General features: G+C 66.1%; 1 protein-coding gene. It reads right to left on the bottom strand.

Annotated elements, in window-relative coordinates; genetic code table 11:
- On the bottom strand, positions 1 to 280 hold a 280-nt coding region (locus tag DL891_RS16935), incomplete at both ends, for a hypothetical protein (RefSeq protein WP_198668992.1).

Here is a 280-nt window from a genome sequence, read left to right as displayed (position 1 = left end):
GCGATGCGCTGCAGCGTGCCGCGCACGCCAGACACGTCGAGGTCTTCGGGGTCGAAGCCGGTGGTGGCCGTCCAGTCGTCGCGGGCGATGTCCTGCAGGCCGTTGGCCATCTCGAACTGCAACGACGCGCCAAAGCCCTTCTGCAACGAGTGCGAGCCGAGCAGGTATTCCGCTGTCAGGAAGCCGCGCAGCCGCGTCCAGAACGCCAGCGAGCTGATATTGCCGCTCTTGAGCGCGTGGCTCGGGGCGACTTCCCAGCTGTGGTCGAGCAGTTTGTTGA

The sequence above is a fragment of the Homoserinimonas sp. OAct 916 genome (assembly GCF_003260275.1).
Lineage (GTDB): Bacteria > Actinomycetota > Actinomycetes > Actinomycetales > Microbacteriaceae > OACT-916.
Note: the sequence above shows the minus strand (reverse complement) of the source record. Positions and strands in the feature narration are given on the sequence as shown.